At 71.1% G+C, this 23,798-nt stretch carries 20 protein-coding genes and 1 pseudogene; 9 read left to right on the top strand and 12 right to left on the bottom strand.

The genetic code is table 11. The annotated features are described in order from the left end of the window. Window positions 1–14: 14 nt before the first annotated feature. Complete coding sequence (locus tag OIE67_RS03875; protein ID WP_326636718.1) at window positions 15–1,265, bottom strand: serine hydrolase domain-containing protein; 1,251 nt, start codon at window positions 1,263–1,265, stop codon at window positions 15–17. 108 nt (window positions 1,266–1,373) lie between these two features. On the opposite strand from OIE67_RS03875, the gene OIE67_RS03870 reads away from it, so the two are divergent. Beyond that, on the top strand, window positions 1,374–2,027 hold the full coding sequence (locus OIE67_RS03870; protein ID WP_326636716.1) for a TetR/AcrR family transcriptional regulator: 654 nt from the start codon (window positions 1,374–1,376) through the stop codon (window positions 2,025–2,027). Between the two features lie 20 nt (window positions 2,028–2,047). Further along, window positions 2,048–3,007, top strand: a complete 960-nt coding sequence (locus tag OIE67_RS03865; RefSeq protein ID WP_326636714.1) for an MBL fold metallo-hydrolase — start codon at window positions 2,048–2,050, stop codon at window positions 3,005–3,007. Window positions 3,008–3,051: 44 nt separating this feature from the next. Here OIE67_RS03865 and OIE67_RS55345 read toward each other — a convergent pair. The 5 genes and pseudogenes from OIE67_RS55345 to OIE67_RS03840 form a co-directional block, all read right to left on the bottom strand. Beyond that, a pseudogene (locus tag OIE67_RS55345) lies at window positions 3,052–3,156 on the bottom strand (hypothetical protein); the annotation flags it as partial. Window positions 3,157–3,263: 107 nt separating this feature from the next. Then, the gene (locus OIE67_RS03855) at window positions 3,264–4,517 is read right to left on the bottom strand and encodes a hypothetical protein (protein ID WP_326636712.1); all 1,254 of its coding nucleotides are present in this window, start codon (window positions 4,515–4,517) and stop codon (window positions 3,264–3,266) included. A gap of 56 nt (window positions 4,518–4,573) precedes the next feature. Then, window positions 4,574–6,268, bottom strand: a complete 1,695-nt coding sequence (locus OIE67_RS03850) for a type 2 periplasmic-binding domain-containing protein (RefSeq protein ID WP_326636710.1) — start codon at window positions 6,266–6,268, stop codon at window positions 4,574–4,576. Between the two features lie 67 nt (window positions 6,269–6,335). Further along, window positions 6,336–7,223, bottom strand: coding sequence for a carbohydrate ABC transporter permease (locus OIE67_RS03845; protein ID WP_326636708.1), 888 nt, complete (start codon window positions 7,221–7,223; stop codon window positions 6,336–6,338). Beyond that, the gene (locus OIE67_RS03840; RefSeq protein ID WP_326636706.1) at window positions 7,223–8,236 is read right to left on the bottom strand and encodes an ABC transporter permease; all 1,014 of its coding nucleotides are present in this window, start codon (window positions 8,234–8,236) and stop codon (window positions 7,223–7,225) included. The genes OIE67_RS03845 and OIE67_RS03840 overlap by 1 nt, the downstream gene beginning before the upstream one ends. A 106-nt stretch (window positions 8,237–8,342) precedes the next feature. Here OIE67_RS03840 and OIE67_RS03835 point away from each other — a divergent pair, with 106 nt between their 5' ends. From OIE67_RS03835 to OIE67_RS03825, 3 genes are read left to right on the top strand one after another with little or no spacing between them, the layout of a single operon-like run. Further along, entirely contained in the window at window positions 8,343–9,392 is a 1,050-nt protein-coding gene (locus OIE67_RS03835; RefSeq protein WP_326636704.1) for a right-handed parallel beta-helix repeat-containing protein, read from the top strand. 8 nt (window positions 9,393–9,400) lie between these two features. Further along, window positions 9,401–10,405, top strand: coding sequence for a LacI family DNA-binding transcriptional regulator (locus OIE67_RS03830; RefSeq protein ID WP_326636702.1), 1,005 nt, complete (start codon window positions 9,401–9,403; stop codon window positions 10,403–10,405). A gap of 53 nt (window positions 10,406–10,458) precedes the next feature. Next, window positions 10,459–11,802 carry an HAD-IIIA family hydrolase gene (locus tag OIE67_RS03825; protein WP_326636700.1) on the top strand — a complete coding sequence of 448 codons (1,344 nt, stop codon included), beginning with the start codon at window positions 10,459–10,461 and terminating at the stop codon, window positions 11,800–11,802. A gap of 144 nt (window positions 11,803–11,946) precedes the next feature. Here the strand turns inward: OIE67_RS03825 and OIE67_RS03820 are convergent, their stop codons facing one another. The 3 genes from OIE67_RS03820 to OIE67_RS03810 are packed head-to-tail and all read right to left on the bottom strand — an operon-like array spanning window position 11,947 to window position 15,211. Then, complete coding sequence (locus OIE67_RS03820) at window positions 11,947–13,416, bottom strand: MFS transporter (protein ID WP_326636698.1); 1,470 nt, start codon at window positions 13,414–13,416, stop codon at window positions 11,947–11,949. Next, window positions 13,413–14,570 carry an MFS transporter gene (locus tag OIE67_RS03815; protein WP_326636696.1) on the bottom strand — a complete coding sequence of 386 codons (1,158 nt, stop codon included), beginning with the start codon at window positions 14,568–14,570 and terminating at the stop codon, window positions 13,413–13,415. Before OIE67_RS03815 ends, OIE67_RS03820 begins: the two co-directional genes overlap by 4 nt. Beyond that, window positions 14,567–15,211, bottom strand: coding sequence for an SRPBCC domain-containing protein (locus OIE67_RS03810; protein WP_326636694.1), 645 nt, complete (start codon window positions 15,209–15,211; stop codon window positions 14,567–14,569). Before OIE67_RS03810 ends, OIE67_RS03815 begins: the two co-directional genes overlap by 4 nt. Window positions 15,212–15,337: 126 nt before the next feature. On the opposite strand from OIE67_RS03810, the gene OIE67_RS03805 reads away from it, so the two are divergent. Then, window positions 15,338–18,097, top strand: coding sequence for an ATP-binding protein (locus tag OIE67_RS03805; protein ID WP_326636693.1), 2,760 nt, complete (start codon window positions 15,338–15,340; stop codon window positions 18,095–18,097). Window positions 18,098–18,103: 6 nt separating this feature from the next. Here OIE67_RS03805 and OIE67_RS03800 read toward each other — a convergent pair whose 3' ends face one another. From OIE67_RS03800 to OIE67_RS03790, 3 genes are all read right to left on the bottom strand, one after another. Beyond that, complete coding sequence (locus OIE67_RS03800) at window positions 18,104–19,417, bottom strand: sensor histidine kinase (RefSeq protein ID WP_326645202.1); 1,314 nt, start codon at window positions 19,415–19,417, stop codon at window positions 18,104–18,106. A 249-nt stretch (window positions 19,418–19,666) separates the two neighbouring features. Next, window positions 19,667–20,422, bottom strand: coding sequence for an MBL fold metallo-hydrolase (locus OIE67_RS03795; protein ID WP_326636692.1), 756 nt, complete (start codon window positions 20,420–20,422; stop codon window positions 19,667–19,669). Window positions 20,423–20,451: 29 nt separating this feature from the next. Then, window positions 20,452–21,282, bottom strand: a complete 831-nt coding sequence (locus tag OIE67_RS03790) for an alpha/beta fold hydrolase (protein WP_326636690.1) — start codon at window positions 21,280–21,282, stop codon at window positions 20,452–20,454. 94 nt (window positions 21,283–21,376) lie between these two features. On the opposite strand from OIE67_RS03790, the gene OIE67_RS03785 reads away from it, so the two are divergent. The 3 genes from OIE67_RS03785 (at window position 21,377) to OIE67_RS03775 (ending at window position 23,768) form a co-directional block, all read left to right on the top strand. Next, window positions 21,377–21,799: a MarR family winged helix-turn-helix transcriptional regulator gene (locus tag OIE67_RS03785; RefSeq protein WP_326636688.1), complete on the top strand. Its 423-nt coding sequence runs from the start codon at window positions 21,377–21,379 to the stop codon at window positions 21,797–21,799. 323 nt (window positions 21,800–22,122) lie between these two features. Beyond that, window positions 22,123–23,016, top strand: a complete 894-nt coding sequence (locus tag OIE67_RS03780; RefSeq protein ID WP_326636686.1) for a CPBP family intramembrane glutamic endopeptidase — start codon at window positions 22,123–22,125, stop codon at window positions 23,014–23,016. Beyond that, on the top strand, window positions 23,013–23,768 hold the full coding sequence (locus tag OIE67_RS03775) for a helix-turn-helix domain-containing protein (RefSeq protein ID WP_326636684.1): 756 nt from the start codon (window positions 23,013–23,015) through the stop codon (window positions 23,766–23,768). Before OIE67_RS03780 ends, OIE67_RS03775 begins: the two co-directional genes overlap by 4 nt. Window positions 23,769–23,798 lie beyond the last annotated feature (30 nt).

Below are 23,798 nucleotides of genomic sequence, written 5' to 3'. Positions count from 1 at the left end.
GTGCCGGCGTCCGGTCAGGGAGTGGCCGTGCCGGCGTCCACGCCGATCGGCGGGAGCGGCCGCTCCGACCTGGCCGCCGTTCCCGCGTCAGGGCCGCAGGCCGCCTCCAGCAGGTGGTCGCCGATCGCGAAGTCGATGGCGTGCGCGACAGGAAGACCGTTCTCGTCCAGCTGCCGGTAGTTCCTCAGGTTGGTACCGAAGGCGAACTGGCGGCCGCCACCGGCGTCCGAGAAGGCGAAGGTCTCCATGCCGGGGATGCTCCCGTCGTGCCCCCAGAACCGGCCGCACGGCAGGTCGAGCGGGTAGATCCCGAGACCGTAGTCGATCACGACGCCCGCGAGCGACCGGATGGGCACGGTCGTCCGCATCTCGGCGAGCAGGGCCGGGCCGAGGAGTTCGCCGTGCAGCAGCGACCGGAAGAAGCGGTTGAGGTCCTCCATCGTGGTGACGGCCGCGCCCGCCGTCCAGGCCCAGGACATGTCGTAGACGCTGTAGTCCCTGGGCGGGTCGAAGTAGCCGAACAGCGCCTCGTACGCCTTGGAGCTGGGCCCCGCGATGTGCGGCGTACGCGGGAACGACGTGTGCCGCAGCCCCGCCTTACGGAAGACGTGCTCGGTGATGTACCGCTCGGCGCTCGTGCCCGTCACCTTCTCCAGCAGCAGGCCGGCGATGACGTAGTTCGTGTTCGAGTACGCACCGGGGGCCGCCCCCGGCTGCCCGGTCGCGGGGGCGTCGAGGCCGGCCCGCGCCAGCTCCTCCGGCCGGAAGGCGCGGAAGCGGTTGGCGTCCAGGCTCTCGACCGTCGGGAAGATCACGCCGGCGTGGTCGGCGATGTGGCTGGTGTGGTTGAGCAGCATGCGTACGGTGATCCGCTGCCCGCGCTCGCCCGGGACCAGCTTCGGCAGGTAGCGGCCGACGGGGGCGTCCAGGTCGATCCTGCCCTTGCCGGCCTGCTGTAACACGGCCACGGCGACGAACGACTTGGTGACGCTCCCGGCCCGGTGCACCATCTCGGGACGCACCGGGCGGCGGGTCTCGACGTCGGCGACGCCCGCCGCGCCCTGCCAGCTGCGCCGGCCGTCCACGACGTCCGCGTAGATGCCGTACATGCCGGCCTCGTGCACGGCGTCCAGCGTCTGCCGCAGCCGCTGCCGGTCGAGGCCGCCGTCCTCGGCGGCGGCCAGGGGTCCCGCCGCGAGCAGCGCGGCGGCCAGAGTCGCGGCTCCCAGCCGCGATGCGTGCCTGGTGAATCGATGAAGGGTCATGGCGCTCAGGATGAGCGTTCCGCCCGGCGGAGGTCAGTGCGCTGTGTCACCGGTCCCGTATGACAGAAGTCAACGGCGAAGTTTGACTGTACTGTAAAGTAAAGACGAGTGAGGGAACGTGACGACGTGAAGGACCAGCCGGGCCGGGACCTGCGAAGATCGAGCTCCGACGAGAAGATCCTCGCGGCGGCGAAGGAGCTCTTCCTGGCCGACCGCTACGACGGCGTCACCCTGGAGCGGGTCGCCGAGCGGGCCGGGGTGTCGCGGCAGACCGTCTACAACCGCTTCGGCGCCAAGGAGACCGTGTTCCGGGAGATGGTCCGCCATCACTGGGCCGCCTTCGACGGGCCGGACCGCCGGGGCGTCGAGTGCGACGCCGACGCGAGCGCCGGGGACGTCCTGCGGGGGTTCGCCCGGTCGCTCCAGCGTTTCGCCACCGAGACCGACCAGATCCGGTTCGCCCGGCTCGTGGTCGCCGAGTCCGGGCGGCAGCCGTGGATCGCGGAGGAGTTCTACCGGCTGGGCAAGGGGCCGATCGCGGCGGCGTTCGCGGCCTGCCTGGACGACCTGGCCGCGCGTGGCCTCCTCCGGTGCCCGGACCCCCATCTCGCGGCGCGCCAGTTCATGGGGCTGGTGCAGGAGTTCCTGGTGTGGCCGGGGGTCATGGCGTTCGCGGAGGAGGTCGCCGTTCAGCCCGCCGCGGAGGTGGTGATCGAGGAGGCCGTACGCACGTTCCTCGCCCGCTACGGGCCCGCGCACTGAACTCGGAGGAGAAACCGGCAATGTCCGCAGACAGCATCGTTCTCGGCGAGGTCCAGATCACCCGCGTCATCGAGTGGTCCGGCCCCATCCGCACCGCCCGCTTCATCATCCCGGACAGCGACGAGGAGGTCTGGCGGCGCAACCAGGAGTGGCTGGCGCCGGACTTCTGGACCCCGGCCGACGACGCCTACCGCTGCCACATCCAGACCTGGGTGCTGCGCAGCGAGGGCCGGACGATCCTGGTCGACACCGGGGTCGGCGACGACAGGGAGCGGCCACAGGTCCCGCAGTTCGCGGGGCTGAAGACCGGCTATCTCGACCGCCTGCGCGCGGCCGGCGTCGCTCCCGAGGACGTCGACGTCGTCGTCAACACGCACATCCACTACGACCACGTCGGCTGGAACACCGAGTGGCGCGACGGCGCGTGGGTGCCCACGTTCCCCAACGCCACGTACCTGATCCCCCGGCTCGACCACCTCTACTTCGATCCGGACGGCGACCGTCGCCGCCGGGCGCCGCGCGACGAGCACGAGCGGATCCGCTGGGAGGGGAGCAAGCTGGTGTTCGAGGACAGCATCGCCCCCGTCCACCGGGCCGGGCAGGCGGTGCTGTGGGAGGGCGCGTACCGCGTCGACGGCAACCTGCTGCTGGAGGCCGCGCCGGGGCACACCCCCGGCTCGTCCGTGCTCACCCTGCGCTCGGGCGCCGACCGCGCCGTCTTCGTCGGGGACCTGCTGCACAGCCCCGTCCAGGTCCTCGAACCCCGCTGGAACAGCTGCTTCTGCGACGACCTCCGGCTCGCCGCCAAGACGCGCCGCGCCTTTCTCGCGCGCGCCGCCGACCTGCGCGAGCTCGTCATCCCGGCCCACTGGCCGGGACACGGCGCCGCCGAGGTCCGACAGGACGGCGACGGCTTCGCGATCACCGCGTGGGCCGCCTTCCCTGAGGAGCCTCCGAGCGGCTGGGGTACGCCGTCGTAGCCGGCCTCCATGCTGCCCTTGACCGAGTACGTCTCGTGCCAGAAGCCGGTGCCGCCCGAGTCGCGCAGGAAGTCCAGCCACCACTGCCGATGCGGCTCGGACCGGGCGATGGCGAGCAGCGACGGCAGGTCCCGCCAATACCGGCGCATCCCCGTGTTCATCGGGAAGGACGAAGCAGTACACGGGCTCGTGCAGCAGCAGCCCGTCCGGCCTTCCCGCGCCTACGACTGGAGGATCTGATCCCCCCTTTGAGGTGTCACCGCTGGGGCTCGCGTCTGAAGGTGACGTTCGCGCTGTAGCCGAACCCGCCGCCCCGGACGGTGTTCGCGTACACCGCGACGTCGCTGACCGGCAGCTGGGCGTTGGTGGCGTTCACGCCGACCGCGGGCCGGGTCGAGCCGTCGACGAGGGTGATGTCGTTGCCCATGATGTCGATCGTCTCGTTCGGGTTCGGGCTGATCGACTTCACGTAGACGCCGCCCCAGCACGCCCTGATCGTGTTCTCCCGGATGACGACCCTGGAGGTGTTCATCGGTCCGATCGCGTCCCACTTCGCGTGCTCGATCAGGTTGCGTTCGATCCACACCTCGCTGTGCACCGCGCCGGCGGCGCCGGTGTGCGAGCCGGTGAGCTTGCCCCATCCCGGGTACTGCTGCGACCGGCCGCAGTAGTTGCCGACGATCCGGATGTCGGTGGCCGGCGTGTTGTCGGCGACGCCGCCCCAGGCGGTGCCGGTGGCGGCCAGGTCGAGCTGGACCGCCTCGCCGTGCCAGAGCCCGGCCGTCGGCGCCTCGACCCAGCCTTCGAAGCGGCAGTCGCTGACGGTCGCCGTGCGGACGGCGTTCAGCTCGACCCCGTGCCACCACTTGACGTTGCGTACGGTGACCTGGGACAGCTCGACGTGGTGCGTGTGTTCGAAGGTGATCGCGTTCATCGGCGGCGCGGCCGTCGCCCGGGCACGGTCGTCACCGGTGGCGTTGCGGACGAAGTGCGCCGTCGGGTCCCAGATGCCACCCTCCAGCCGGATGTTGCCGGGCGCCCGGTAACCGGTGCAGTCGCCGGGCACGTCATTGATCAGCAACGTCGCGTCCCTGCCGTTCACCGCCGCGACACTGACGAACGAGTCGGGGTAGGTCGGCTCAGGAGAATGCTGGTTCTGGTCCTTGGTGTACGTCTGCGGCTTGACCGCTATGTCGGAGGTGAAGGTCGCGCCGTTCGCCCGCAGCGTGGTGTCACCGCCGATCACCAGGGGCCGCTTCAGCACGTGGACGCCCGCCGCGGCGACCACGACGCAGCGCCCGCCGGCGTCACGCTCCAAGCTGCGGTCGCCGGCGGCGGCGAGGTCGAGCTGGCGGCGCAGTCTGCGCACGTTGTCGGCCTCACCCTCGACCACCGGATTCGGGCCGGCCGCTCGCGACACGGCCTGCGCCGCCGAGGCGCCGCCGGTCGTCACCGCCGCGGCTCCGCCCAGTACACCGGCCGCGAGCGCGGCCCGTCGACTCACCGTCATGTCGTTTCCCTTCGGGTGAAAAGTGGAGGTGGAAATGCTGAGAGGGAAGGTCGCTGTCAGCGCCGCTTCAGCTGCTCCTGGAACTCCCGCCGGATCTGGTCGCCTCCTTGACCGCGCCAGGCCTGGCGGTATGCGGCGAGGTCGGTCAGCGGCCGGGAGCCGACCACGATCTGGTTGACGTACGTGGCGAAGAGTTGATCGAGCTGGGCGCCGCGCGCGGCCTGGGTGTCCGACCGAAACCTCTCGACCGGGCTGGCGACCGACTGGCGGACCATCTGGGAGTTGGTCTCCACGCAGTCCTTGGCGGTCGGGAAGATCCAGCTCTGCGGGGTCAGCCCGTAGGCGATGGCTCCCTTGTCCGCGTCGAGGTTGGTGCCCTCGACCGGGGCCGGCTCCCCGTCGGCCCCACGGGTGAAGTAGTCGCCGTCGGCTCCCCACCCCTGGTAGTACCACTCCTCGCTGCCCACAGGCCCGCGCCGCCAGTTGAACAGCCGGAGGATCTCGGCCAGCCGGTCCTTGTCCTTGGCGGCCTCGGCCGAGATCGCGTTGATGCCGAAGGCCCCTGCCGTCCTGCGGAAGACCGCCTTGCTCGTCCCGTCATGACCTGGCGGGATGAACGCGGCGAAGGCGCCGTCCAGCTCGGCGACCACCTTGCCGTACTGGGTGTTCGGGCGGTGGAAGTTCGCCGCCGAGTCGACCGCCATGCCGACCTGGTGCTGCACGACGAAGGCCCGGTATCGGTCGGTCTGGGCGCCCAGTGCCAGCGCGTCGGGATGCATCCCTCCGCTCTTCCACAGCTTGACCAGCCAGTCGATCGCCGCCTCGAACTGCGGGGTCTCGATGGCGTGGGTGAGCTTGCCGCCTTCGTACTTCCAGTTGTTGGGTACGGCGAACATGCCGTAGGCCAGGTCGAGGGCCATCCCGGGGAATGCCGTCAGCCCCCAGGTCTTCTTGGACCCCTCCGGGTTGCCCTTCGTCATCGCGACCAGGAGCTCGGCGGTCTCGGCCGCGTCGGCCGGCGGCTTGGGGAAGCCGAGCTTCTCCGCCCAGTCCTTCCGGTACCGGAATTCCAGCAGCTCGACGGGCACGTCGATCGGGACGCCCCACAGCCCGCCGTTGATGGTGCAGGCCTCCCACTGCTCGGCACGGACGTTGGCCAGATTGGGGTAGGCCAGCACCTTGTCACCGGCCAGGATCTCGCTGAGATCGGCGAACGCGCCCTGCCTGATGGCCTTGAGGCAACTTGCGGAGTAGATCTCGCCGTACCGGCCGCCCGCCAGCTGGACGACGTCGGGAAGATCGCCGCCGGCCAGCATGGTGGCGAACTTCGCCTCGTAGTTGCCGGCGGACACCTCCGTCACCTGGAAGTCGACGCCGAGCCGTTCGTTGAGCCCCTTCCACCACCGGTTGCCGTCGAGCGGGGTCGCCGGCGGGCCCCAGGTCAGGTGGAAGTGCCGGACGGCGCCGCCGCGGCCCGGGATCTCGGCGACGGTCTTGGTCAGCTTCTTCGGCATGGAGGGGTAGGCCGTCGGGACCCCGGGCACTTCCGGGACGATGGCCCCCGGGTAGACCGGCGGCGCGACGTACGTCGGCGGCGGCGCCGCGGCCTTCCTCACACCGGACGGTTTCGCGTCGCCGGAAGCGCAGCCGGTCAGGGCCGCCCCGGCGAGGGCGCCGAGCCCGAGGCCGAGCGCGGTCCGCCGGTTCATCACGCCGCCTCCGGGGCGTGGCTGCTTGAACGATGAGGACATGCTGGACTCCCAAGATGGTGGTCAGGGGGCGCGAACGGGGAAAAGGTGGCAGCGGCGCCGCGGGTGGTCAGCCCTTGATGGCGCCGGTCAGCACGCCCTTGGTGAAGTACTTCTGCAGGAACGGGTAGACGATCAGGATCGGGACCGTGGCCATCACCACGACGGCCATCTGCACGGCCTGGCTGGATGGCAGGTTGTACATCTCGGTGTTGTTCATCGAGCTCATCGACGAGCCCTGAAGGACGTACGAGTTCAGCACCAGCTGGATCGGCCACTTCGACGAGTCGTTGAGGTAGAGCATCGCGTTGAAGAAGGAGTTCCAGTACGACACCGCGTAGAACAGGCCGATCACCGCCATCACCGCCTTGGACAGCGGCAGCACGATCTTGACGAAGATGCTCAGCTCCCCCGCGCCGTCCATGCGCGCGGCCTCGAAGAGCTCGCGCGGCAGCTGCATGAAGAAGTTCCGCATCACCACGACGTTGAAGGCCGACGCCAGTACGGGGACGATCAGCGACCAGTAGGAGTCGAGCAGTCCGAACGACTTCACCACCAGGTAGTTCGGGATGATGCCGGCGCTGAAGATCATCGTCAGCAGGACCAGGTAGAGCGCCAGCCGGATCCCCGGGATCTGCCGGGTCTTGGTGAGCGCGTAGGCGAGGGTCGAGGTGACGGCCAAGGACAGCGCGGTTCCGACCAGGGTGATGAGGATCGAGACGATCAGCGACCGCTGCACGATCCCGCCCTTGAAGATCGTGGTGTACGCCGAGAAGCTCCACTCGCTGGGGATCAGCCCGGCCGTCGTGGTGGCCTCCGGACTGGCGAACGAGTTGAGGATCACGTACGCCAGCGGGTAGATCATGATCAGCAGGATCAGGCCGATCAGGATCGCCTTGATCGTCGTCACGACGGGGTTCGGCGGCTCGATCCAGACCGGCCGACTGGATGACGTCATCAGAACAGTCCTTCACTGCCGGCGCGGCGGGCGATCCGGTTCGCGGCGACGATCAACAGGGTGCCGATGGCGCCCTTGAGCAAACCGGCGGCCGCGCCGATCCCCCAGTCGCCGCCGAGCACGCCGCGGAAATAGACGAACGTGTCCAGCACCTGCGCCGCGTCGGCTCCGACGGAGGGCTGTTGCAACAGGATCTGCTCGAAGCCGACGGACAGGACGTTGCCGAGTCTCAGGATGAGCAGCAGCACCATCACGGGCAGGATCCCCGGAAGGGTGATGTGCCAGGCGCGTCGCAGGGATCCCGCCCCGTCCACCGCGGCCGACTCGTACAACTGGGTGGGGATCGCGGCGATGGCGGCGAAGAAGATGATCGTCCCCCACCCCACGTCCTTCCAGATCACCTGTGAGGTCAGCAGGATCTTGAACGTCTCGGCGTTCGCCATCACGTTGACGCTGTCGAACCCCAGCCGCTGGAACAGGTCGGCCAAGGCTCCCGCACCGCCCAGAACCTGTTGCCAGACGGCGATCACGATCACCCAGGACAGGAAATGCGGCAGGTAGACGACGGTCTGCACCATGCGCTTCATCCGCTCGCTGAGCAGCGAGTTGAGCAGCAGCGCCAGCAGGATCGGCGCGGGGAAGGCGAATGCGATCTGCAGGAACGAGATGACCAGGGTGTTGCGGACGGTGCTGACGAACTCCGGATCGTCGAACAGCTTGGCGAAGTTGTCCAGTCCGGACCACGTCGAGCCGCCCAGCCCCAGGAACGGCGAGTAGTCCATGAAGGCGATCGAGACCCCGGCCAAGGGGACGTAGTGGAACGCCAGGAAGTAGAGCATCCCCGGTAACAGCAGGAGATAGATCACCCGGTGCTGCCGCAGCGCGTGCGCGAGCCGTCGGATCCGTCCTGAAGGCGGGGACGACCGCGGGTCAGGACCGATCAGGCTCGCCGCTCCGGGATGAGCGACGACGGCCTCGCGATCGATCGTGTCCCTCCTCCGCGTGGATGTCACAGCATCATCCCCTGTCTCGACCGCCATCAACTTCAACGTTACAGTTGGCACGGTAACACCGGCGGGACGGGCCGTAAACAACAGTTTCGGCAAGGCGGAGGCGTACGTGACAGGTCAAGCCGTGGTCGAGGTCGTACGGCGGAACGGAGCCCAGGACGAGCGTGATCTGCAGCGGGCTCTGGACGAAGTGGCCAGGTCAGGCGGTGGGTGGGTGCACGTCGGCCCCGGGGAGTGGCGGCTGCGCGAGGCGCCGTTGCGGGTGCACGCCGGCACCCGTCTGACGCTCACACCCGCGACGCGCGTCGTGCGGACCGGGCCGATCGCGACGATGCTGGCCAACGGGCCGTACGGCGGCGAACGCACCGTCGGCGGCCACGACGGGCCGGGCAACATCATGATCGAGGGCGGCGTCTGGGAGGTGAACGGCTTCGACAACCCCCGGCCGTCCTTCGGCATGGTGTTCAACCACGCGCAGGACGTCCAGGTCCGCGATCTGGAGATCAGGAACATGCCCGAGTGGCACGCCATCGAGACGAACTCGACCCGCAACGTGACGATCTCCGGCTGCCGCTTCGTCACCGGCATCGCCCGGCGACCGCACGAATACCAGACGGAGGCGGTCAGCCTCGACCTGGCCGCACCCGGGCTGACCGCCTGGGGCGCCGAGGACGACACCCACACCAGTCACGTCCGCGTGATCGACAACTTCTGCTCCGGCTATCCGACCTTCGTCGGCTGCCACACCGGGCATCCGGCCCTCCAGCACAGCTCGGTCGTGATCGCGAACAACACCGCCACCGATCTGTCGTGCTGGGGCGTCAACCTGACGAACACCAGCGCCGTCTCGATCACCGCGAACGCCTTCTCCCGTACCGCCGCCGGCATCCGGATCAGGACCGGCGGCGACCGGCGGGTGACCGGCGTCGCGATCACCGGCAACGTGGTGGACTGCACCAGCGGGCCCGCGGTCCACCTGGACGCCGGGGCCGGTGGCGAGATCACGGCGGCCGTCGTCAGCGGCAACGCGTTCAGCTCGCCGGCCCCGACGATCATCGAACGAACTGGCACAATAGGAGCCGTGCTGGGACTCAACGCCGGCCACTCGTCGGCCGGAGACGCCGGAGAAGGCGGGCCGATGGCGAGCCGGAGCGTCTGATGACGAGGATGTCCAGCGGTCCGACCCTCAAGGGGCTGGCGGCCATCATCGGCATCAGCCCGACCGCGGTCAGCATGGCCTTGAACGGCCGCCCCGGGGTGAGCGACGAGCTGCGGGAGCGCGTACGAGCGGTCGCCGAGGAGCAGGGCTACCGGCCGAACTTCGCCGCCCGCGCCCTCCGGGTCGAGCGCTCCAACATGCTCGGGCTGATCAGCCGCAACCTGAGCAACCCCGGCTACCTGCGCCTGATCGACGGCTTCAGCGGCGCCGCCGAGGAGCGCGGCTACCAGGTGCTGATCGCCACCTCCGATCTCGACCAGGCGCGCGAGACCAACATGATCAGGGCCATGGCGAACCGGCACCTCGACGGTCTGGCGATCGCGCCGATCGACGGCGAAGCCGTGCTGGAGACCTGGCAGGGTGAGTCCGACCGTCCCGTGGTGCTGGTCAACGCGGCGCGCGGCGCGCGGTCGTCGGCGGTGATGAGCATCCGCGGCGACGCCGCCCAGGCGGTCCGATCGGCCGTCGACCATCTGCTCGGCCTCGGGCACCGCCGGATCGGCCTGCTCGCCAACGCGGGGCTGTCGTCGGCCTCGGAGCGGGTGTCGTTGTTCCGCCGGATGATGAAGGGCGCGGGGCTGCCGTCCCGGGTCATCTCCGGCAGCACCGCCGACGAAACGGTCAAGCGAGTGGTGCGCGCCCTCGCCAGACCCGATCGTCCGACCGCCGTCATCACCGACAGCGACCTGCTGGCGCACTACGTCTACGACGCCGCGGCCGAAGCCGGGCTGCGGATCCCGCACGACCTCAGCGTGGTCGGACATGACGATCTGCCGACCTCCCATCTGCTCGCTCCGGCGCTGACGACGGTCGCGGTCGATCGGTTCGAGATCGGCCGGCAGGCGGCGACGATGCTGATCGGGACCCTGAACGGGGACGAGATCGAGCGCCCGCATCGAGAGCTTCCGGTCGAGCTCAGAGTCCGGAACTCGACGGCCCGGCCGTCTGACTGACGTCACTCGCTCTTCACGTCACGTGCCGGCAGAAACAGGAGAAGCATCCCCCGATGCGCATCGCCCACATCACCGACATCCACCTCAGAAGCCATATCCCGGGCCACCCCGCGCTGCCGGTCCGGCGCGGTCGTACGGCTCCCGAACTGCTGTCCGCCGCGCTCGACGACGCCCGCCGTCGTGGCGCCGACATGATCGCGATCACTGGTGACGTGGTGGACGTTCCCGGGTACCTGTTCGCTCCCGAGCGCGACCCCGCCCCGGACCGGGCGGCCTGGCAGCGCGTACGGGCGGACTACCGCCTCGTCCGGCGGATGCTGGACGAGTGCGGCCTCGCGTGGATCGCCGTTCCCGGCAACCACGACAGCTACCGCATCCACGCCGAGGAACTGGGATCGGGACCCTTCGTCCGTGACGTCGGGGGGCTGCGCTTCGTCAGCTTCTGGGACCGCGAGTCGACCGGCAACGTGCCCCGCCGCACGCTGACCGAACGGGAGCGGTTCGACTCCTCGCTGCTCGACCCGGGCCCGCGGCCGCAGGTCCATCTGCAGCACTTCGTGATCACGCCGCGGCTGGACGACGGCTATCCGCACACGTACGCGGAGGGCGAAGAGCTCCAGCGGCGCACCAGCGACTCCGGCCGGGTCGTCCTGTCCCTGTCCGGGCACTACCACCCGGGGTCAGAGCCGGCCACGATCGGACCGACCATGTTCAGCGTCACGCCGGCGCTGGTCGAGCATCCGCACGCGTACCGGATCTTCGACCTCGCGCTCGACGGCGATCGAGCCGCCGCCGTCCAGCACACCCAGATCGACCTCGCCGGTGACGCGCCCGCCAGGAAGGCGGTGTTCCTCGACCGGGACGGGTGCGTCAACACGCTCCCGACCTACAGACACGGCCCGGACGCGATGCACCTGCTGCCGGGCGCGGCACCCGCGCTCCGGCTGCTGCGAGACCACGGTTACGCCCTGGTCGTCGTGACGAACCAGTCCTGCGTCGGCCTCGGCTACGCGGAGCAGGCGACCCTGGACGAAGTGCACGATCGGATGTCCGAACTGCTGGCCGACGAAGGCGTCACCGTCGACGCCGTCTACAGCAGCCCGGTGGCCGGAGACCGCGCGGTCTCCGACCGGTACAACGTGGGCGACCCGCCCAAGCCCAGCCCCGCCATGATCAAACGCGCGGCGGCCGAGCTGAACCTCGACCTGTCCAGGAGCTGCATGATCGGTGACCGCTCCTCGGACATCGCCGCCGCACAGGCCGCCGGCGTCCGGCCGATCCTGGTCCGCACCGGCGACGGCCGCGCCACAGAGCGGTCCTGGGGCGACGCTCCGGCCTGCCTCGTCGTCGACGACCTCGTGGCGGCGGCGGTCGAGGTGGTCGGCCTGATCGCGTAGCGCCTACGCTGCCGCCATGAACGACGGCCTCGCGTACACGATGACCTTCAGCCCCGGCCCGCAGCCCGTCGACGACTTCGCACCGAAGCTCGGCGGGGATCAGCCGGTTCCCGTCGCCGCCGGTGAGTCCCTGGTCGTCCGGGGTCAGTCTGAGCGAACGTGGCCGCGTCGGGTGAGGGCGAGCACCAGCAGGAGCACGGCCACCCCGGCCAGGCCGACGACGTTGCAGGCGTCGGTGAAGGCCGCCCGTACGCCGGCCAGGAGGTGGAGGTCACCGCGGGCCGTGGCGTCGCGGACGCCGTCGACGACGCTGCCGGCGGCCGTCGTGCCCGGGAGGTCGAGCCGGGCGCGGTAGACCACGGTGCCCAGCGAGCCGAGGACGGTGAGTCCGACGGCGATGCCGAGTTCGTTGCTGACCTGGGCCAGGGCGGCCCCCGCTCCGGCCCGCTGCGGTGGCGCGGCGCTGATGACGTGGTCCATGAGCAGCGGGAACGCCGCGCCGATGCCGAAGGCGGCCAGTGCCGCGCCGGCGGCGGCCAGGGGGCGGCCGGCCCAGGTGACGGGCAGGAACGCGTACAGGATGAAGCCGAGCGTCATGACCAGCAGCATCGCCAGGACGACCGTGCGCTGGGGCAGGTGACGGTTGAGCCACGGGCCCAGGTTGGAGGCGGCGATCATGAGAACGATCTGGGGCAGGGTCCACCAGGCGGCTTCGAGCGGGGTCAGTCCTTGGACGTCCTGGAGGTAGAGGTTGAAGAACAGCGAACTGCCGCCCATGATCACCGAGGTCAGGAACAGAGCGGCCAGCGTACGCGCCACCGCCGGGGTGCCGATCAGGCTCAGGTCGAGCAGCGGATTGTCCAGGCGCCGCTGGCGGCGGGCGAACAGCGCGGCCAGGACGATCCCGGCGGTCAGGGCCAGCCACACCGAGGCGGTGGCGCCGTCGTTGACCCAGGCCTTGAGCGCGTACACGATCGCGAGGATCGCGGCCAGGCTCTGCGCGGTGCTCAGCAGGTCGATGCGGGGCGCCTGCTCGGAGCGGGTCTCCGGCAGCAGGCGCGGGACGACGGCGATGGTGACGGCCATGACCGGTACGCCGACCAGGAACACCGATCCCCACCAGAAGTGGGCGAGCAGCAGTCCGCCGACGAAGGGTGCGACGGCCATGCCGCCCAGGAAGACGGTCATGTAGGCGCCCATCGCCTGGATGCGTGCCCTGGTGTCGGTGAACAGGACGCCGATCAGGGACATGGAGGCGGGCATGATGGCCGATCCGGCCATGCCCATGACGGCGCGGGCGAGGATGACGAGGAGCGGGGTGGTGGCGAAGGCGCCGACGGCGGAGGCGGCCGCGAAGACGGCCGCGCAGATGAGGATCATGCGGCGGCGGCCGATCCGGTCACCGATGGCGCCGGTGGCGAGCATGGATCCGGCGACCAGGAAGTTGTAGCTGTCGATGATCCACAGCAACTCGGCGGCGCTGGGATGCAGGTCGCGGGCCAGCGACGGCAGGGCGACGCCCATGACGGAGATGTCGATGGCGACCAGCAGGGTGGGCAGGGCGAGTGCGGCCAGCGCCCATCTCCGGCGTCGTACGTCCGTGAGCGTGTTCATGCTGCTGCGGGAATCCTTCGTGCGTTGCGGACGAGGGGGAGGGCGGCCGCCATGAGGACCGCGGTGATCAACAGGGCCGGCGGGTAGCCGGTGAACGGTGCCAGGAGGCCGACGGCGAACGCCCCGGCGGCCATGCCGCTGTCGTAGGCGGCGTTCCACAGGGCGCTGACGGTGCTGAACATCACCGGCCGGACGCGGGCGTACATGACGGTCATGGTGGCGTTCTGCAGGACGCCGAATCCGGCGCCGAACACCGCCGCGCCGACCATGACGCTCACGCTCCAGGAGGTCAGCGACACGGCGGCCATCCCGGCCGCGGACAGCAGCAGCCCCGGCAGCAGCAGTCCCTCGTGCCCGCGGCGGTCGCCGGCGCGGCCGGCGACCCACTTGGCGAGCGTCGCGGTGGCCGACTGGGCCAGCAGCGCGGCCGGCGCGAGCCAGAGGGGCCCGCCGCGCACCGCCAGCGGCACGAACGTGCACAGGATGCCGGTCCCGGCGGCCGAGGCGGCGAAGATCGCCGCCGGCCACATCAGGGACGGCGTGCGCAACCCGGCCATCACCCCCGCGGCCCGCCCCGCCGCCGCGGGACGACCCGGCAGGAACGGGACGGTCAGCACCGACAGGATCGGGACGGCGGCGGTGACGGCGAAGACGGCGTCATAGCCCGCGACCTGCGCGAGCCAGCTTCCCGCCGGCAGTCCCACGAGCGCGCTGACCCCGCTGACCAGGCCCACCAGCGCCAGCCCCTCGCCGCGCCGCGAGGCCGGCACCAGCTCGGCGGTGAGCGCACCGCCCGCCACCACGGTGATCGCGAAGCCCACGCCGCGCAGGGCGCTGACGGCGATGACGACCGCGGCGTCGGAGGAGGCCATGAGTACGAGGGTGGGCGCGCCCAGGGCGAGCAGGCCGAGGCCGAGCGCCCAGCGGTAGCCGATCCTGGCGACCAGGGCGGGTGCGGCCAGTTCGACGGCGACGGTGGTCACCAGCAGGGCGGCGTTCGCGGCGCCGGCCGCGGTGGCGCCCGACGACCGCTCGGCGTACTCGGGGACGACGGCGAACGGGAGGAAGAACCCGATCGACGAGGCCACCACGGTGGCCATCCGCACCAGCAAGGCACCGGTGACGATCGGCGGGCGGGAGGCGGCGACGTTCACGACCGCTCCTCCGCGACGGTGACCTGAACCGCGCGGCCGCCCGGCTCCATGAGGGCGGCTTGAGCCGCGGAGCCGCCCGGCTCCATGAGGGCGGCTTGAGCCGCGGAGCCGCCCGGCTCCATGAAGGCGGCTTGAGCCGCGGGGCCGCCCGGCTCCGTCTCCAGCCAAGCGGAGCCGTCCGGCTCCTCCTCCAGCGGGGCTGGGTCGCGCAGCTCCGCCGCCAGCGACTTCAGCGCGGCGCGCATGTGCCGCTCGAACGGGGAGGTGTCGTCCCCGGTGAGGAAGGCGGCCTGTTCGGTGTGGACGAGCCTGGTCCCCGGCCCGTGCCGGGCGAACTCGACCGTGGCCAGCGATGCCAGGACGCGTACCTGGTCGAGCAGCACGTCATAGCTGTAGACGATGCGCTTGCTCGCCACGATGTCGAGGTAACGGGCCTGGAGGGTGTGCGCGGGGCCGCCGGGCGGGCCGCCGTGGTACCGCTCCAGCCCGTCCACGCGGAAGTCCAGCTCCAGGCGCGGGCTCCAGCCGGTGGGGCCGCCGGCCCAGCGGGCCTTGACGACCGGGTCGGCCCAGGCGGAGAAGACCTCGACCGGCGGGAGCGTGTACACGTGCTCGGCCACGAACGTCGCGTGTTTGATCATGGGGCCCTCCGTCGTCCAAGCGTTCCCTGTGACGATGGCTCGGGAGGAAGCACGGGCACATCCGTAATGATCGCCCGGACACCACGGATTCGCCACGGAAAGAGCACGGAGTCCACAATGAGGCGCATGGTGCCCAGGAAGCCCGGCGAACCCCACGGGCTCTCACCGCGCGAGGCCGAGGTGCTGGCCGGGGTGGCCGAGCAGCTTCCCAACGCGCAGATCGCCCGCCGGCTGCAGGTCTCGGTGCGCACCGTGGAGAGCCACGTCTCCTCGCTGCTGCGCAAGTACGGCGTGGCCGACCGGACGGCTCTGGCCGCCATGAACCGGCACCTGTCTTCGACCTCGATCGAACCGGGACGTATCACGCACATCCCGGTCAGCCACACCTCCTTCGTCGGCCGCCGCCAGGAACGGCAGGACACGCTGGCGGCCCTCGCCCACGCGGCGCCGGTCTGCCTGGTGGGGCCGGGCGGCGTCGGCAAGACCCGGCTGGGCGCGGTCGTGGCGCAGGCGGCTTCTAGGGAGTTCTCCGCCGGTGGGGCGTTCGTCGATCTCGCCCCGATCGGGGAGGGATTCGTGCTGCGGGCGGTGGCCGACGCGCTCGGCCTGGCGGAACGCCCGCCTCAGCCGCTGACGGAAGTGGTCGCGGAACGCCTCGCTCTGGGGCGTTCCCTGCTGGTCCTCGACAACTGCGAGCACCTGCTGGAGGAGGTCGGGGACCTCGTCGAGCGGCTGCGCGCCACCTGCCCCCAGGCGGGCATCCTGCTGGCCAGCAGGGAGCGGCCGGGCCTGGCCGGCGAGCGCGTCATCACGGTGCCGCCGCTGGCGGGCGAGGCGGAGGCGCTGTTCCTGGACCGGGCCCGCGCGATCGACCCGGCGTTCACCGCCGAGCCCGCCGCGGTCGCCGAGGTGTGCGCCCGGCTCGACGGGCTCCCCCTGGCGATCGAGCTGGCCGCCTCGCGCGTGGCCGCGCTCGGGATCGACGCCCTGCTGGTCGGTCTGCAGGACGCGTTGCGGTTACTGTCCGGCGCGCGCGGCAGGCCGCGACGCCACCGCTCGTTGCGCGCGGTGATCGGCTGGAGCTACGACCTGCTGGATGAGGAGGAACGTACGCTGCTGCGCCGGCTGTCGGTGTTCGCCGGCGGATTCGACCTGGCGGCGGCCGTCGCCGTCATGCCCGACCTGTCGCCCAGCGCGGTGGCCGACCTCATCGGGCGGCTCGTGGACAAGAGCCTGGCCGGGATCGCCGGTGGCAGCAGGTGGCGGTTGCTGGAGACCATCAGGGCCTTCGCCGCCGACCAGTTGACCGGCAGCGGCGAGACCGAGGCGGCCCTGCGGCTGCGGCTGCGGTGGGCCGCCCAGGCGGCGGAGACGCTGGAGGCGCGGCTGGAGCGTGGCGGGCAACCGCTGGAGCGGCTGGAAGGTGGGGGACGACCGCTGGAGTCACGGTTCCGTGGCAGCCGGCAGCCGCAGTTCGACCTGGTGGCCGACGATCTGCGGGCCACGCTCGCGGACACCCCGGCCGTACCCGACCGGGACGCGCACCGGCTGGCCCGGTCACTGGCGCACCTGACGTTCGCGCGGGGCCACCACAGGGAGGCGATCGATCACTACCTGGCCGCCGCCGACCGGGCCCGCGCCGCTACCGACAGGCACGCCGACCTCATGAACGCGGCCGACACCGCCGTCGCCATCGCCGACGGACGGCTGGCGCTGAGGCTGTTGCTCCAGGCCGCGGATGTGGTCGGGGACACCGGCCGGCGTACCGCCACGCTCGCCTCCGCCCTCGCGCTCACCCACCGCTACCTGCGCGGCAGCGACCTTCCTCCCGTACGCGCACAGGTGGCGGAAGCGCTCCAGGCGGCGACATCGGCATCGGCAGGCGACCGTACCGCAGCGCTGGTCGCGATCGCCTGGGCCTGGCAGCGAGGTGGCCTGGAGCTCGCCCGTACCGCCGCCGACAGCGCTCGCCGGTGCGGCGACCCCCTCGTCCTGCTGGCCGCCCTGGACGTGCTCACCGGTGCGAACGTTCAGGCCGGCCGCATGCGTGCCGTTCAGCGGATCTCCCAGGAACGGCTCACCCTGATCAAGGACCTGCCGGCGCACGAGCCGGCCGCCGCGGCCGAGATCGTGGACACCTTCCACTCCGCCGCCCGCGCCGCGTTGTGCGTCGGCGACCTGCCGGCCGCGATCGCCCTGGCGGGCCGGGCCGAGGTGGAGGATCCCATCGGCGAGCACCCGTACCTGTCCCTTCCCAAGCTCATCAGGCCGCTCGCCCTGAGCGGCCGGTTCTCCAAGGTCTTCCACCAGACACCGGCCATGTGGCAGGCCTGGCACCAGGCGGGCCGGCCGCGTAGCACCTGGCTGTCGACCGGCGTGTACGCCGCCGCGCTGGCCCACGGGCTGGCGGGCACCGGCGAGTTCGCCCTGTGGCGCTCGCGTGCCCTGGAGATGGCCGGGACCGATGACCCGGCCACCGCACCGGTCCTGGCGGCCTTCGCCGCGTTCGCCGACGCCCGGGTCGCCACCCACGCCCACGTCATCGCCGGCGCCCGGGTTACCGCGCCCACCCACGACGACGTCGCCACGCTGGTCGAGCGCGCCTTCGCCGCCTTCTCCAGCCGCTGGTACGAGTCCTACGCCCGCGCCGCCGGCGCCGAACTGGCCGTCGTCGCGGGCCTGCCCGAGGCCGCCGAACTGGTGGCCGCCGCCTCGCCGTACGCGGAGCAGAACACCTGGGCCGCCGCGAGCCTGGCCCGTACCCGCGGCATCCTGTACGACGACCACGACGCGCTGACCGAGGCCGTCGACCTGTGGACCTCGATCAACGCCCGCTTCGAACGCGCCTGCACCCTGCGCCTGCTCTCCGCCCGGGCCCAGGGTTGAGCTCGGTCATGGAGCGGCGGGAATGTGGCACAGCGGGATGCGGGCGACGAAACAGGCGCCCCGTTCCGTGTCTTCGGCGGCTTCGGCGGCTTCGGCGGTGAGGGTTCCGCCGTGCTGTTCGGCGATCTGGCGGGCGATCGGCAGGCCCAGTCCGGTGCCGCTGGGGTCCTTGGCGCGGGCGTCGTCGCGCCGGACGAAACGCTGGAACACCCGCTCGCGCTCCTCCGCGGGGATGCCGGGGCCGTCGTCGCGCACCGCCAGCACGGCCTGCCCGTCCTCGGCGCGTACCGAGACGGCGACGGTGGAGGCGGCGTGGCGTTCGGCGTTGTCCAGCAGGTTGGTGAGCAGGCGGATGAGCCCGATGCGGTCGCCGAGGACGACGGCCGGCGCGAGGTCGCGGGTGATGGTCAGCGGCTGGAGGCGGTGGTCGAGTTCGCGGGCGACCAGGTCGCTCACGTCCACCGGCTTGCGGGCGCCGGCGCAGCGGGCGTCCAGGCGGGAGAGCGTCAGCAGATCCGCCGCGATGGCCTGCAGCCGCTGCAGGCTGTCCAGCGTGGTGGCGAAGGTGACGGGCCAGTCGGCCTCGTCGGGATGCAGCAGCGCTTCTTCCATCTGGGCACGCATGGCGGTGATGGGGCTGCGCAGGTCGTGTGAGGCGTCGGAGGTGAACCGGCGTTCCCGCTGCAGGGCCGCTTCGAGCAGGTCCAGGGTCTCGTTCACGGCGCGGGCCAGGTCGTGGATCTCGTCGCGCGGCCCGGGTACGGGGACGCGGTGCCCGAGATCGGTCGAGGTGATCTTGGACAGCTGGGCCCGGATGGTGCCGACCGGTCTGAGCGCCCGGCCGACGATGCGGTACGCGCCGGCCGCGGTGAACCCGATCAGCAGCGCGGACCCGGTCAGCGCTCCGCCCAGGAGCCGGCCGCTGACGTACCAGGGGTAGACCGGGGCGGCCGCGTACCCGATCCAGTCGCCGTCCCGTCTGGGGGCGAGCGTGGCGGAGACGAGCATGCAGTCGGGGGCGAAGACGGGCATGTCGCACAGGGTCTCCGTCCGTCCCAAGCGCCCTTCCCTCGGGACGAAGGTGGTCATCGGCGGCCGTTCCCGCATGTTCGGGCTCGCCGCCACGACCCGGCCCGCCGGGTCGATCATCTGGAGGGCCGCGACTCCCGGCTCAGCGTGTACGGAGGCCAGCTCGCCACGGGCGAGCAGAGCGATGGCGCGCATGTTCGCGTCGTGGCTGCGGCGGCTGCGTTCGGTCGTCCGCTCGGTGTGCACGCTCGTCAGGATCAGCGCACTGAAGCCCGCGCACAGCAGGGTCATCACCAGTGTCGCCAGTATGGTGAGCCGGGTTCGCACCGACCATTCGGATTTTCGCCTCAGCATGTGTCTTCCCCCGTAACCAACCTAGCGAGGCGACCTGGGGTTTCTAGAGGTCAAAAGCCCGGATTCCCCCAATGCTGGACCAAGCCCGGCAAAGCCAGATAAATGACGATTAGTCGTGCATGCGATACGGGTAGATCACCCGGCCGCTACGGCTACTTCTGCGCCTGCGGGTGACCGCCGGCCCGTTCACGGGACCACCACCCGCGTGCCCGGCAGCACGAGGCGGACGTCCACCGAGGGGGCGAGGCGGGCGACCTCGTCGGCGTAGTGGCGGGGATCCCGGTCCGCCGCGGTCAGCATCCGGTCGCCCAGTTGCCCGCTGTGGAACGCGTAGTGGTGCGGCACCGCCATCACCGGCCGCAGCACGGCGGTGAGCGCCGCCGCCTGCTCGGCGTTCATGACGACCTGTTCGTGGTTCATCTGCCGTACGCACAGGCCGTTCGTGGGGAGGATGGCGAGATCGATCTGCCCGAATCGTTCGGGGATCCGGTCCAGTTCGGGGACGCGCAGCGAGTCGCCGCCGAAGAAGACCGTACGTCCGTCGGCCCGCAGCACGAACGTGACCTCGTGGACGCCGTGCCGGCCCGGCGTCGCCGTCACCGTGAGCTCGCCGACAGTGGTCGACTCCCAGGCCTCGACGACGCGGACGTCCCGGAATCCCTTGTCGCGGGCGATGCCCGCGACGGTGCCGGGGCCGATCAGCGGCGTGCCGAGGTCGAAGCCGCCCGACACGAGCGCGTCGAGGTCGCAGTGGTCGTAGTGCTCGTGGCTGATGACGACGGCGTCGATCCGGCCGAGGGTCTCGACGGACGCGGCGATCGGCTCGCCCGGGTAGTAGGTCGCCTGCTGGGTGAACCACGGGTCGGTGAGCACGCGCGTGTCGCCGAACTCGATCAGCTGGCAGGCGTGCCCGATCCGGGTCGCGCTCAGGGTGGTGGTCATGTGGGGCTCTCCTTGATGTCGTACGGGCTTCAGCGGTTTCCGAGGTCGCGCAGCGCACCGAGCAGTTCCTCGGGTGACTCGACCTGGGGAAGGTGTCCGGTGCGAGGGAGCAGGGTGAAGGTCGACATCGGGATCGCGGCGGCGAACGCCTTGCCGTAGTCCGGGGTGACGATGCGGTCGCTCTCGCCCCACACGACGTGCACCGGGATCGCGACCTTCGCGAGCCGCTCGGCGAGGCCGGGGTCGGCCATGGCCGGACCTGCGTAGCCGACCAGGGCCTGCACGTCGGGGCTCGGGCCGGGGGCCGGCGGCTGCCTGCGCGGGTCCTGAGTGGCGGCGGCCGGCGGCTGCGGCGCCTTGCGCGGGTCGTGGAACGAGAGCCGCTGGATCTCGGGCAGGGACAATCCTCTGATGTCGGCCTGGGGATGACCCTCGACCTCGATGCCGATCGCGTCGACGATCACCGCGCCGCTGACGCGCGGGCTGTCCAGCAGCGCGATCTCGGCCGCGAGCCAGCCGCCGAAGGAGTTGCCGATCACGGTGACGTCGGTGAGGTCGAGCCGGTCGAGTAAGGCGACGTACGCCCGGGCCAGTGCGGTGACGCCGGTGAGCCCGGCGGGCTTCGGCGTGCCGGCGAAGCCGGGGTGCGTGGGCAGCAGGACCCGCGAGTGGGTGCGTTCGGCGAGCAGGCCGGCGAAACCGGCCATCGACGCCACGCCACCGCCGCCGTGCAGCAGCAGGAACGGCCGGGCGCGGTCGTGGTCGCGCACGGTGAGCTCGACCGCTCCCGAGCTGGTCTCGAGGGTGTGGACGTCGGTACGGACGGGCCGGAGACTGCCGGCCGCGGGGGTTGAGGACATGGTCGCTCCCAGGAGAATCAGGTTGCTTACATAAAGAACCTTATATCAGCTTCCTTATATAAGGAAGCTGACTTAGTGAGATAAGCTGACAGGTATGCGACACCGCCAATCCGACGTCGGCCTCGCCGTCAAACGTCTGCAGCACCGCCACCACCGGGCGTTCAGCCGGGCGCTGGCCCCGCTGGGCCTCTCCCTGGTGCAGTGGGACACGCTGCGCCACCTGCGCCGCAACCCGGACGCCTCGCTGCACGACCTCGCGGTGCTGACGTTCCAGACCGACCAGTCCTTCGGGTCGCTCGCGACCCGGATGGCGCAGCGCGGCCTGATCGAGCGGCTACCCGGACCGGGCCGAGCGGTGCGGCACCGGCTCACCGAAGAGGGCGAACGACTGCTCGTGGCCGGTCAGGAACTCGCCGACGGCGTCCTGAACGCCTCGTTCCAGAACCTCACGGAAGAGCAACTCGACCAGCTCGGCGACCTGCTCGACCTCGCCCTCGGCCCCGACCCGACCGCCTGACCCCCGCTCATGAGAACCACGGCTGGGACCGTGCCGAGAAGCCGACGACGCCGGAACCGCCCGCTCCGGCGCTGCTGGGCGGTATGACGCTGACCTCTCATCAGGGTCCTTCTGTCCGGAGAAAGGGCCCCCTACCGCGACGAAACCGGATCACGGGCTTGAGTGTGCCCCCAGGGCACGGTGTTCGCTGGTGCGTGGAACGAACGTCTCGACCCAGGAGGACCCCGATGCCCGCGCCAGGACCCGACCACCAGAGCCCGGCCACGCGCCCGAGCTCCCCGCCCCAGGCCGCAGGCCCGGTGCCCGGACGACGCGGGGCAGGTGTGGACGAATCCCGGCCGTTCGGGGCTCACATCCGGATGAGCTGGTGGGGGCCGCTGGTCGTGCTCGTCGTTCCGCCGGTCGTGATGGTGCTGCTGCAGGTCCTGTTCTTCCAGGTCGTGGGCGTCATCGAGGGCAGCGGCGACCCGATGTCGGCCACGTTCACCCCGCTGAAGCTCCTGGCTGTCAACCTGAGCGTGGGCATCGCGGGCGTGGTGGCGATCCTGCTGCTGGCCAGGCTGGCGAAGGTGCCGTGGCGCGGCCTGATCAGCTCGCCGCGGGCGTTCGACGGCCGGCGCCTGGCGCGGTACCTGCTCGGCGCGGCCCTGCTGGTGGGCGCCGGCATCGGAGTGGTGGCCCTGGTCGCCCCCGAGTCCCCTGGCTGGGTCGCGTTCGGTGTTTCCGGGACGACGATCCTCATGCTGGTGGTCACCGTGCTGACCACCCCGCTCCAGTCCGTCGGCGAGGAGCTGATGTTCCGCGGTGCCGTGCTGCCCGCCGCCGCGTCCTGGGTGCGCGCGGTGCGCCCGGCCCTCGCCGTCGGTCTGGTGGTCTCCAGCCTGGCCTTCGCGGCCGTCCACGGCTCCAGTGACCCCTGGTTGTTCGGCTACTACACTCTGATCGGCATCGCCACGGGGGTGATGGCGATCATCAGCCGCGGCATCGAGGCGCCGGCCGCGTTCCACATCGCCAACAACGTCCTGTTCTCGAGCGTCAACACGCTGATGGCGGACGGCGGGTCGTACGTCATCGACCGGTCCACCGACACCGGTGACGCGGCCCTGCTGATCCTCGCCGCCGTCAACGTCGCCATGGTCGCCCTCGTCTGGGCACGCGAGCGACGTACCCGGATGGCAGCCTGGAACGAGCACCGGACCACGAGGCAGGACTCATGACCTGGAGCACACGCGAGATCGCCGACCTGGCGGGCACCACGGTGAAGACGGTGCGCTACTACCACCAGATCGGGCTGCTCGACGAGCCCGATCGCGCCTCCAACGGCTACAAGCGTTACGAGGTGCACCATCTGACCCGCCTCCTGCAGATCAAGCGCCTGACCGGGCTCGGCGTGCCGCTCGCGCAGGTGGCCGGGATGGGCACGAGCGGCGACGGACTGGCCGCTGTCCTGCGGACCGTCGACGCCGAGCTGGAGGCGACGGTCCTGCGACTGGAGAGCATCCGGCGGGAGCTGGCCGCCCTAGCGCGGCCGGGCGCATCGCCGGAGGTGCCGACCAGCTTCAGCGCCGTCGTCCAGGACCTGCGCGACAACGACCGCGCCCTGCTGACGATCTACGCCCAGCTCTTCTCGGACGAGTCGATGGAGGCACTGCGCCGGACCCTTGAGTCACATCCGAACGACGACCTCGACGAGGCGTTCCGCGACCTGCCCGAAGACGCCGACGACACCACCCGGCAGGCCCTCGCCGAACGGCTCGCCCCCTTCATCACCCCGTCCACCACGGAGCACGGCGTGGCGCTGGAGCCCCGCGCCACCACACCCGGCCAGGCCGAGGCGGCGCGCCGCGCCGCCGGCCACGCCCTCAGGGCACTCTACAACCCCGCCCAGATCGACGTCCTCCGCCGAGCGCACCAGCTCCGCGAAGCCGGCGATTCCGGCACCGGCACCCGATGTTCGCCGGCGGGGTGATCAGCCGTCGTGCCGCCGCGGCCTCCCAGC

This window comes from Nonomuraea fuscirosea (assembly GCF_035917475.1).
GTDB classification, from domain to species: Bacteria; Actinomycetota; Actinomycetes; order Streptosporangiales; family Streptosporangiaceae; genus Nonomuraea; species Nonomuraea fuscirosea.
The sequence above is the reverse complement of the archived record's forward strand: the minus strand, read 5'-3'. Positions and strand labels throughout refer to the sequence as shown.

Coding starts and splice junctions, on each gene's coding strand:
- OIE67_RS03820 (WP_326636698.1), bottom strand. CDS start 13,416: ATGAACACGCTCACGGACGTACGACGCCGGAGATGGGCGCTGGCCGCA.
- OIE67_RS03850 (WP_326636710.1), bottom strand. CDS start 6,268: ATGTCCTCATCGTTCAAGCAGCCACGCCCCGGAGGCGGCGTGATGAAC.
- OIE67_RS03875 (WP_326636718.1), bottom strand. CDS start 1,265: ATGACCCTTCATCGATTCACCAGGCACGCATCGCGGCTGGGAGCCGCG.
- OIE67_RS03790 (WP_326636690.1), bottom strand. CDS start 21,282: ATGTCCTCAACCCCCGCGGCCGGCAGTCTCCGGCCCGTCCGTACCGAC.
- OIE67_RS03800 (WP_326645202.1), bottom strand. CDS start 19,417: ATGACCCTGCTGTGCGCGGGCTTCAGTGCGCTGATCCTGACGAGCGTG.
- OIE67_RS03855 (WP_326636712.1), bottom strand. CDS start 4,517: ATGACGGTGAGTCGACGGGCCGCGCTCGCGGCCGGTGTACTGGGCGGA.
- OIE67_RS03845 (WP_326636708.1), bottom strand. CDS start 7,223: ATGACGTCATCCAGTCGGCCGGTCTGGATCGAGCCGCCGAACCCCGTC.
- OIE67_RS03865 (WP_326636714.1), top strand. CDS start 2,048: ATGTCCGCAGACAGCATCGTTCTCGGCGAGGTCCAGATCACCCGCGTC.
- OIE67_RS03795 (WP_326636692.1), bottom strand. CDS start 20,422: ATGACCACCACCCTGAGCGCGACCCGGATCGGGCACGCCTGCCAGCTG.
- OIE67_RS03830 (WP_326636702.1), top strand. CDS start 9,401: ATGTCCAGCGGTCCGACCCTCAAGGGGCTGGCGGCCATCATCGGCATC.
- OIE67_RS03825 (WP_326636700.1), top strand. CDS start 10,459: ATGCGCATCGCCCACATCACCGACATCCACCTCAGAAGCCATATCCCG.
- OIE67_RS03810 (WP_326636694.1), bottom strand. CDS start 15,211: ATGATCAAACACGCGACGTTCGTGGCCGAGCACGTGTACACGCTCCCG.
- OIE67_RS03775 (WP_326636684.1), top strand. CDS start 23,013: ATGACCTGGAGCACACGCGAGATCGCCGACCTGGCGGGCACCACGGTG.
- OIE67_RS03785 (WP_326636688.1), top strand. CDS start 21,377: ATGCGACACCGCCAATCCGACGTCGGCCTCGCCGTCAAACGTCTGCAG.
- OIE67_RS03805 (WP_326636693.1), top strand. CDS start 15,338: ATGGTGCCCAGGAAGCCCGGCGAACCCCACGGGCTCTCACCGCGCGAG.